This window comes from Metabacillus niabensis (assembly GCF_902829255.1).
Lineage (GTDB): Bacteria > Bacillota > Bacilli > Bacillales > Bacillaceae > Metabacillus > Metabacillus niabensis.
In genome coordinates this window covers 1-9,272 of record NZ_CADEPK010000280.1, presented here as the reverse complement: position 1 = coordinate 9,272, position 9,272 = coordinate 1, and the positions used below count along the sequence as shown (strand labels likewise).

General features: G+C 36.2%; 9 protein-coding genes and 1 riboswitch. Of the genes, 5 read left to right on the top strand and 4 right to left on the bottom strand.

Annotated features, from left to right (window positions below):
- Positions 1–264: 264 nt before the first annotated feature.
- Together HU235_RS16305 and HU235_RS16300 are read left to right on the top strand one after the other, a co-directional pair.
- Positions 265–630 carry a DUF4180 domain-containing protein gene (locus HU235_RS16305; RefSeq protein ID WP_095301972.1) on the top strand — a complete coding sequence of 122 codons (366 nt, stop codon included), beginning with the start codon at positions 265–267 and terminating at the stop codon, positions 628–630.
- Positions 631–824: 194 nt separating this feature from the next.
- Positions 825–1,559 (top strand): DUF4261 domain-containing protein, encoded by a 735-nt coding sequence (locus HU235_RS16300; protein WP_174880878.1) that lies wholly within the window; start codon positions 825–827, stop codon positions 1,557–1,559.
- A 129-nt stretch (positions 1,560–1,688) separates the two neighbouring features.
- Here HU235_RS16300 and HU235_RS16295 read toward each other — a convergent pair whose 3' ends face one another.
- Complete coding sequence (locus tag HU235_RS16295; protein ID WP_174880877.1) at positions 1,689–2,792, bottom strand: PD-(D/E)XK nuclease family protein; 1,104 nt, start codon at positions 2,790–2,792, stop codon at positions 1,689–1,691.
- A gap of 149 nt (positions 2,793–2,941) precedes the next feature.
- Here HU235_RS16295 and HU235_RS16290 point away from each other — a divergent pair, with 149 nt between their 5' ends.
- The 3 genes from HU235_RS16290 to HU235_RS16280 all read left to right on the top strand — a co-directional run bounded on the left by HU235_RS16290 (position 2,942) and on the right by HU235_RS16280 (position 7,171).
- Complete coding sequence (locus HU235_RS16290; RefSeq protein ID WP_233452251.1) at positions 2,942–3,955, top strand: DnaD domain protein; 1,014 nt, start codon at positions 2,942–2,944, stop codon at positions 3,953–3,955.
- Between the two features lie 216 nt (positions 3,956–4,171).
- Positions 4,172–5,431 (top strand): hypothetical protein, encoded by a 1,260-nt coding sequence (locus tag HU235_RS16285; protein ID WP_174880876.1) that lies wholly within the window; start codon positions 4,172–4,174, stop codon positions 5,429–5,431.
- Positions 5,432–5,593: 162 nt separating this feature from the next.
- A riboswitch (glycine riboswitch) is annotated at positions 5,594–5,671 on the top strand.
- 156 nt (positions 5,672–5,827) lie between these two features.
- Positions 5,828–7,171 (top strand): amino acid permease, encoded by a 1,344-nt coding sequence (locus tag HU235_RS16280; protein WP_095301976.1) that lies wholly within the window; start codon positions 5,828–5,830, stop codon positions 7,169–7,171.
- A gap of 609 nt (positions 7,172–7,780) precedes the next feature.
- On the opposite strand, the gene HU235_RS16275 is transcribed toward HU235_RS16280, so the two are convergent.
- The 3 genes from HU235_RS16275 to HU235_RS16265 form a co-directional block, all read right to left on the bottom strand.
- The gene (locus HU235_RS16275; protein WP_174880875.1) at positions 7,781–8,611 is read right to left on the bottom strand and encodes a hypothetical protein; all 831 of its coding nucleotides are present in this window, start codon (positions 8,609–8,611) and stop codon (positions 7,781–7,783) included.
- Between the two features lie 107 nt (positions 8,612–8,718).
- The gene (locus tag HU235_RS16270) at positions 8,719–8,904 is read right to left on the bottom strand and encodes a hypothetical protein (RefSeq protein ID WP_174880874.1); all 186 of its coding nucleotides are present in this window, start codon (positions 8,902–8,904) and stop codon (positions 8,719–8,721) included.
- Between the two features lie 109 nt (positions 8,905–9,013).
- Positions 9,014–9,202 carry a hypothetical protein gene (locus tag HU235_RS16265; protein ID WP_174880873.1) on the bottom strand — a complete coding sequence of 63 codons (189 nt, stop codon included), beginning with the start codon at positions 9,200–9,202 and terminating at the stop codon, positions 9,014–9,016.
- Positions 9,203–9,272 lie beyond the last annotated feature (70 nt).

Below are 9,272 nucleotides of genomic sequence, written 5' to 3'. Positions count from 1 at the left end.
CATCTGTCTTTTGTCTTTTATATTGTTCAACAAAAATGCGTGCAACACATTCCGCATTCCAAAGGTATTACATTGAGTAAGGGGATAAATGACATTTTTTTATAATCATGATATTAATTATATGTAGGTAACAGTTTACGACTGTCGAAATTCAATGTGTAAAACGAAAGCAGGTTTGTTCAACAAAAGGTCCCAGAAAATCAAACTAAAATCAAGAAATTAATGATTTGTACTACAAACTAATTCCCAAAGTGGAGGACTATTATGCAAATAAAAACCGTTAATCAGAATAATATTGAAATTGCTGTTATAAGCAGTAGTGAGATACTAATAAAAGATGTTCAGTCGGCATTGGATTTTATGGCGACAGTAGCGTATGAAACTGGCTGTAACCGAATCATTTTGAATAAATCGGCAATAAGTGAGGATTTTTTCCAGTTGAGCACGAAGCTTGCAGGGGAAATCTTACAAAAGTTTATCAATTATCATGTGAAAATAGCCATTATAGGGGACTTTTCTGTATATTCAAGTAAGAGTTTGAAGGACTTTATCTATGAGAGTAATAATGGAAACGATATATTTTTCTATCCAGATGAAAAGCAGGCAATTGAAAAATTAGGTTTAGTGTAACCCTTTCTAAAGAACATAATTATATATATCTAGAATTGTACTTAGTTAATGGAGTGTTAGTTGAACAAGAATAGTGGAGGCTCTTTAAATAGAGTTTCCTTTCATTTTCTCTAATATTTATATAACGGTAATTGACTTGGTTCGAGAAATGAAAGGTAGCGGGATCTAAATAAATGGGAAAAGGAAGAGCATGAGTGAACGATGAAAAAATAGTTTTATGTATCCCTGGATTATGGAAGGATAGAAGTGAATTAATTGAAGCGGTCGCTAGAAAAAGTGATGGGTTTATATTAGCAGGAAATTACATAAGCAAGCTTAAGGAAGATACAGATAGTTTTTTTGAAGTGGAGCTAGATGGTTATAATGAACAATTAGCAGAAGCTTTCGAAATAGCAGGAAACGGAACTTTTTCAAAAAAGGAACTTAGTACATTAAAGAAACATTCCTTAACGATATACTTAATTGGAGAAGGCGGTTCGTTTCACAAGATAACAAAAATTGTAGAAGTTGCCTATGCTCTATTAAAGGCTGGTGGACTTGGTGTTAAGGTTGAATCTTCAGGAGTGGCTAATACGATAGAAAAATGGTCTAAAGTAAATAATGCAAACGACATGGTGGAATTATTCGAGTGCTTTGTAAGTGTAGTTGAAGATACAGATTTTTATTACTCATGTGGTATGCACTGTTTCGGGCTACCGGATGTTATTGCTTTTAAAAATCAAGTATCTCCATCCTATGCACAGGAACTAATGCAGATTTTTTGTTTGTATAGTCTTATAGAAAATCCAAATTTAATAGATGGTTCAACATTCAGCATTGATGAGAACAGCCCAAGTTTTATTTTGCGACAAACATCATGTAGACATTTCCCAGAGGACGACTTATTCCATAATAAGTATGGCATTTGGGCTTTGGTGAAAAAAGACTAATAGTTTATTATTTTCCATTGAGGAGCTAAAACTCAATAATGATGCTCCATTATTAAGAAATCCAGAATATGAAGGGACAGTCCCCATTTTGGAAGTGGGACTTGGAAGTGGGGACTGTCCCTGATTTTCTTATTTTATTAAATTCTCTCCCATCATTTCTCCAATCACCTGATCAACACAAGCTTCAATCGCCTCCACCTGTGTTTTCATGTGCTGTACCGTATCACCAATGGTTTCCCCGTGAATCGGAATAGCCAAAACAAGTAATTTGCTATTTTTCCGTTTAACAGAGATTCCTTTCCTTTTAGCAAGCTCATACAGCCTCTCACCAAATTCAGTTTTATTATCTAAAAACCTCTGATATTCAGGGTGGTTTTGGATTTTTTTATGTGGTACGTAAGGGAATGTTTCAAAACGAATTCCGATTTCGTTTACGTTATTCGTTCGGTTGTCTAGCATATTGATATAGGTGTCGATATGGACATTAAAGGTTTTGGATAGCCCTGCCTCATGGAATGATTCCTTGCTTGTCCAATTTGTTTTCGTAATTAAAAACAGGAAGTTATTTCGACCTGCTCCTCCGACTTCACCCCATCTTAAAAGGAGATCCTTATTAGCAGAAAAGGCATCATATAAAATGGCCTGCCAGCATATTTTACGCTGCATTCCGTCCATTTTTAGATTTGTTTCTAAGCTTTCGAGCGGCTTTTCGATTGGACGATAGAAGATTGCTAGCTTCTCTTGAAAATCATTAAATAGTAAACGAAGCTTTTCATCATTTACATGCCAGCTGTCCTTTAAGAAAATTTGATAGTTTAAAAAGGTAAATTGAGAGTTTTTTGGTTGGGCTGTTGTATCCAATGCTAAGAAAATAAAATGAAATTCGATTTTCTCTAAGGGCATTTTATATCTTTTTGCAATCCGGGCTCTTGCCTCCGAAGACTCATAACGGTTTGTTTGTTCACGGCCTTCAGCTGCACCCATTTTATTTTCGATTATGATTAGCTTCATTCTATCACCAGAAGAAGCGCGGATAACAATATCAGGAGTTCCGATCGTTTTACCTAGTCCTACACGTGTTTTTACATCAAAGGAAAAACCCTCTTCAAGCTTGATTCCAGCTTCATGTAAGAACCGAGTTGTAAACGGAGGTGAATCCTTGAAACAAGTCACAAGAAAGTCTGAAATCGTATCCTCTCGATAAAAAATATTTAATGCATCAAATGTGTTCATTCATGGCTCCCCCTATAAATATGGACGGTTCTTCTGTTTCTATTTTTTGAAAATGAAAAAATCGTCCCTGTTTTAACGCTCCTTTTTCTTCATTTCTCACTATATAACATATGAGATAACATTTCTATGAAGAAAGGGTAGTGATGAAAATGGCAAAATATCGTATGGTATGGACAAGTTTTTGGGACAATCCGATCGTTTTAGAAGAAATGACTCCTGAGGATAGGTATTTCTATCTTTATCTCCTAACGGGTCCACGTACAACACAAACTGGTATTTATCAGATAACGAAAAAACAAATTGCGTTTGAATTAGGATACTCAATTGATAGTGTTCAACTGTTAATGGACCGATTCATCCATCATCACAAGCTCATACGCTACAATCCAGAAACAAGAGAGCTGGCAATTAAAAACTGGGGCAAAGAAAACCTACATAAATGCGGGAAGGCTGTGATGGAGTGCATCATGAAGGAATTAAAGGATGTTAAGGATACCTCGCTTATTCAATATGTGGCAGAATCAATAGAAAAAGAAGAAGTTCGCCATCTCTATGAATCGTTTTGTGAGCCTGAAGAATCTCATAACGATGAGGACAACCAAAATGAAGAAAATATCTTTGGAGCGTCAGAATGTGAAGAGACTGATGAGGCTTCTTTGCAGCATTTTACGATACGTGGGGAAAAAGAAAAACAAAAAGAAAATAAAAAAGAAAAACAACAACAAAAAGAAAAACAAAAAGCACCTGCCCCAACTATAGAGGAGGAGCAGGATTTAAATACCACTCCAAGCGTAGTGGTTCAAGGGCATAGTGAACAAACAGATGATGTGAAGGAAATTATTAAGTTTTGGGACAATAATGGTTTTGGTCTTTCAAACCTAAATGCAAAAGAGCAGTTGTTGTTGTGGTTAACTAATTCTAGCTTTTTACAGCCTAAAAATGTGATTTTAAAGGCGATGGAAATAACCTGTGCTAATAATAAGCGAAGGCTGAACTATGTTGCTGGGATCCTTAGGAACTGGGAGAATGAGTCGTTGCTGACTGTTGATGAAATTGAAGCATATGATGTTCAACAGCATCGTCAAACAAGCGAATCCTTTTCTACGGGAAGAGATGTTCCAAGTGGATTTGTGCTTGATATTACGGCTGGTGAAGAGGAATAAGTATGCACTTTTTTCTTAAGTGTGAGGAAAGACTCTTTAAGTTCATCTATAATGCTAGGAATACTAGTGATAAAATAGTCCTGTAATTCTGGCAGAATGTATAAATTAAATTTATTTTTATAGAATTAGATTGTTTATGCATTTTGCTTGGAGCCTTGCAAATTCCATAAACAGAAATACGAGGTTTCTTTTGTAGCTTATGAGGGGGAAGTAGACATGTTAAATATAAAAAACGTACTAGATTCACTGTCAAAAAAGAGGCCGATTTTTCATGCGGAGGCTGATTTTCAGCAATCATTAGCATGGGAAATTCGCGAGCATTATCCAGAGAGTCAAATTCGCCTAGAAACAAAAGTGTTTGGGGCGGACAGAAAGGTGTATTTGGATATTTTATGTGTTTATCAAGGTCGCAAATATGCGATCGAGCTAAAATATAAAACACTTTCCTATAATTGCACAATTAATGATGAGGAATTTGCATTAAATAACCAGGGAGCACAGGATAATGGGAGATATGATGTGTTAAAGGATGTGCAACGGTTAGAGGAAATGATCGCTGCTGGTGTTGCAGATGAAGGGGTTCTCATTTTTCTTACAAACGACAAATCCTATTATGCAATGCCTACTCAAGAAATTACGGCAGTTGATCGGAATTTTCGCATTCATGAGGGAATGACGGTTAACGGTGGTCTGTTTTGGGCTGAGGAGACAGGAAAAGGGACAATGAAGGGCAGGGAAAAACCTATTCATCTTAAAGGAAGGTATGTAATGAACTGGGAGACTTACAGCCTTCTTGACAACAGTAGTAAAGGTGAATTTCGCGGCCTGATGCTTCAGGTATATAAACAGGATTCTCATCATAAGGCAAAGCTTGAGTATCCATCATGGTTTCAATCGTTCTCTACAAAGGGAGAGATCCCGCTCTCTCAAAGAGACTTAATTGAAAAAATAGCAAATCATTTGCATGAGATTGGCTACAATGTTCAAATAAACCGCGAAATTGGTAAGGACAAAATTGATTTATGGGCGGTAAAGGACACGAAAGTGATGGCGATTGAAGTGAGGTATAAAACAGCACTTCTGCAAACAATCTATGGAGATAGCGAAATGCATTTAAAGAAACAAGGTGCACAGGATATTTCCCGGTATGATTACATAAACGACATTGGGAAGTTGGAACGAGTGGTTCAAGGTAGACCAGATGTCAAAGGCTACGCGCTTCTCATCACAAATGACCATTTATACTGGCAGCAACCAAAAAGACAAAATTCCGTTGATGAGGCATTTCATATCCATGATGGACATGTTGTTGCAGGAGTATGCTCTTGGAAGGAAGAAGCATCTCAAGGAACCACTTCAGGACGAGAAAAACCGATATCTCTCACGCATTCCTATAAAATGAACTGGCAGCCATATCTTCAGCTTGGTGAAAAGAAAAATGAGCTATTTCAGGCGTTGTTAGTTGAGGTCAGATAGGAGAGGTAATGTTAATTTTCCAATATGGTGCAAGAGAGCCATTCCCTTCTTCTTGACAAGCTATGTATGTAGGATTAAAATTATAAATTATTTGAAAATAGTTTTACTGCAAATAAAACGAAATAATTACCAGCTATGAATGCTATGGATAAAACTATAGCAGGAGCAGCTTCTGGAGAGACCGCAGTTTTGCGGCGCCGAAGGGTTCACTATCTCAGGCGAAAGGACAGAAGAGTATCGAATTTCTATTTGTTATTTGGCTAAGTTAGCATAACAAATATTATTTAGTATTCTTATGACCAAGAGATTTGGAGGACTTCCGATCTCTTTTTTTGAGGAGTTTTTTGCTCATTTTTTTAAGGAATGGGTTTGGCTGGTTTTAAGGAGGAGTTAGATTTGGCACAACAAGAATTAAAGAGGGATTTAGCCAATCGCCATGTGCAGCTCATAGCAATTGGAGGCACGATTGGTACGGGTTTATTCTTAGGTTCGGGTAAGGCGATACAATTAGCTGGACCATCGATTATCTTTGCTTATTTAATCATCGGGATCGCGGTATTTTTTATTATGAGGGCACTAGGAGAGCTTTTGTTGTCTAAAGCTGGCTATCAATCGTTTACAGATATTGCTGAAGACTATCTTGGACCTCGAGCAGCGTTTGTCACAGGGTGGACGTATTGGTTTTGCTGGATCATGATCGCGATGGCAGACATTATTGCCGTTGGTGTGTATGTCCGCTATTGGTTTGATGTTCCCCAATGGATACCTGCAATTATCTGTTTATTGATTTTATTAGGCTTTAATCTTTTAACGGTAAAGCTTTTTGGAGAGTTAGAGTTTTGGTTTGCGCTTATAAAAGTCATCACAATTCTCTTTCTCATTGCTGTTGGTGTTGTTTTACTCGTGATCGGATTTAAGACTGATGCAGGGACAGTGACGATTCAGAACCTTTGGGAGCATGGCGGAATTTTTCCAAATGGTATTTCGGGCTTCTTGCTTTCATTCCAAATGGTGCTGTTTGCCTTTGTTGGTGTGGAGCTAGTCGGTGTAACGGCAGCAGAAACAGCAAATCCAAAGAAAAATATTCCATCAGCAATTAATAAGATTCCTTTACGAATCCTATTTTTCTACATTGGGTCGATCATCATCCTATTATGTATTAACCCATGGACAGAGCTAAATGGAGCAGAAAGCCCGTTTGTAAAAACATTCAGCTTAGTTGGAATCCCAATTGCTGCGGGAATCATTAATTTCGTTGTTTTAACGTCAGCTGCTTCTGCCTGTAACAGCGGATTGTTCTCAACAAGTCGAATTTTATTTAATTTAAGCAAGACAGATCAAGCACCAGAAAATTTTAAAAAGCTTAATAAAAATCATGTTCCTGGTAACGCGTTATTGGTATCAACAATTGTCGTTTCAGTAGGAGCCCTTTTGAGCAAGCTTATTCCAGAGCAAGCCTTTGGAATCGTATCAACGATTAGCGCGATTTGCTTTATTTGGGTGTGGGGTGTTATTCTCATTTGTCATATAAAATATAAGAAAACGAGACCGGAATTACATGCAAAATCAACATTTAAAGCACCTTTTACCCCATTTATAAATTATGCGGTTTTAACGCTATTTGGCGTGATTTTGATTATTATGCTGTTTGCTAGTGAGACACGTCCGGCGTTGCTGCTCACACCTTTGTGGTTTGTTTTGTTGTATGTGATGTATTCATTAAGAAGGAAATCAATGTAAAACGGGTTTGGTTGATAAATAAAAAATAAATAGTAATATTACAATAAGTCCAATTCGCATAGGAATTGGGCTATTTTTTTGTGTGTAAAAATATAAAAGCAATAGTAGATACCTGTTATCAAAAGGTGAAGACTTATTGAAATAAAGCTACCCGTTCGTTGGAGAATAATATAGAGATGAAATTATTTCAGTAATGCTTTTCCTGTTAAAATTTCAAATAGCTCTGCTGAATCTTGCTTTTTTTAATTTCACATAGCCACCGCTATCCGTAACTAACTCTACATTTTCCCCATTTGAACTAATCCATAGTAAATATGAGGCTATATACCTTCACTACCATCGCCGTGATAACCCTTTGTTGAAGTATAGCATCTGTTTGTTTAAGTGAAGAAAATCACAAGGTAATTTATAATATGAAAAACATAATGACATTAATAAATACGATAGTTACAGCAAAACCCAATACAAACTTTTTAAATGTAGCTTGCATACTTCCGTTCTGTACACCTCTAAATACTAAAATGGATATTAATATGATGAGTAATATTATTAGAGTTGTCATTATTTCACCTCAATTCCCAATGGCTTAATACATCGTACGATTACCTTTTAAAGTTCATTGCTTAATCGGCTTGCTTCATCAGTAAGTCCCATATTGTTCATTGTATCAATTACGATTTTATACAGTTCGTGGTTGTCTTGCAGGATATAATTAAGCTGAAGGTCTCTGAATAAGGCAAGTCTTGAGGCAAATGGTGCTGAATTTACATATTCCTGTAATAGCTTTAAATCAGGGTCTGTGTCTCTATGGAGCGGGAACGGGCTGTGCTTTTCATGTTGAAGGAGAGGTTCAGTGACGCCCAGTCCATCCATTGTTTGGATGCAAACATTTCTTTGCCGTGCCAATCCGACATCTTGAACATAACGATACGGATTATCAATATGAGGTAACTGAAAATTCTCCAGCAACAACCTTTGGACTCTTTCCCGAACTTGTTTTTCATTTTCAGTTGGTTGATACGGGGAGTTCGCCTCCTCTGTGGTCCATCGCTCTTTCGTTTCTAAATATTTCTCCGCACTTGAAAAATGATTATAGAACAATGCACTGTCAGTCAAATTAACTCTTAAAAATTCACGTAAATTCCTAGCAACGATACGAATTGGAGTGTCAAAATCCATTGGACTTACGCAAACAATAGGTGCAACCTCCAATTCAGTGACAGATCCATAATCAGTCAGAAATCCATAGTGTATACCATCCGCACCAATGTTACCAAATACAATGACATCACTTGGTGTGTTAAAATATCTAAAGTTCTCCAGAGAAAGGTAAAAATCAAGCCCCTTAAAAAAGTCCTCAGTGTCACCAAGATCATTTTGTAGGTCAATTAAACGTTGGAGTGTAGGCGGTACAACGTATTTACCAAAATTACTATCCATTAAATCACAACTCCTTGTACATTTTTTTGAAATATTACCTTGTTAACTAATGCAAATATAATTCCTTCTTCTTCAGAACCTCCCACTTTAGTTCAAAGAAAATCATTTTAATTTGACCTTAGATGATTTAAGAAGGCAGAAGCCAAAAAAATGAAAGATAAGCCTGTACCTAGAGTATCAGGTTGGATTTTTAATAATAATGGATTAACAATATGATTTATAATCGTAATGATTATTGCTAGTGTCACCAAGAAAATGTTTGTTCTCTTCAATCTCACTATGTTATTTTCCATCGAAACACCTCCGTTAAATTAGCAAACCTTATTTTTACATAGATTAAAGCTCATTTTTTTTGAACAATTCTTCCCCGTTAATAAAGCAAATGGTTTGAATATGATTAAATTAGCTTTTTTTCTTAATTGCCTTATAAAAATAAAAACTCAGCCAGCCACCAACTAAGGCAATTGGAACAGTGAATATTCTGTTCGGATTCCCCTCTTGAAACCAATCAATGTTAAAAATAGGGGCAACATATAAAAGAAATAACAAAATCACAATCCCTGAAACTGCCCTAATAAGAAAATCTTTCATAAGATTAAATCACCAATCTTTACAATTTTCTTTTTATTTTACCAAATTATAGTAATTCCTTGTATAAATA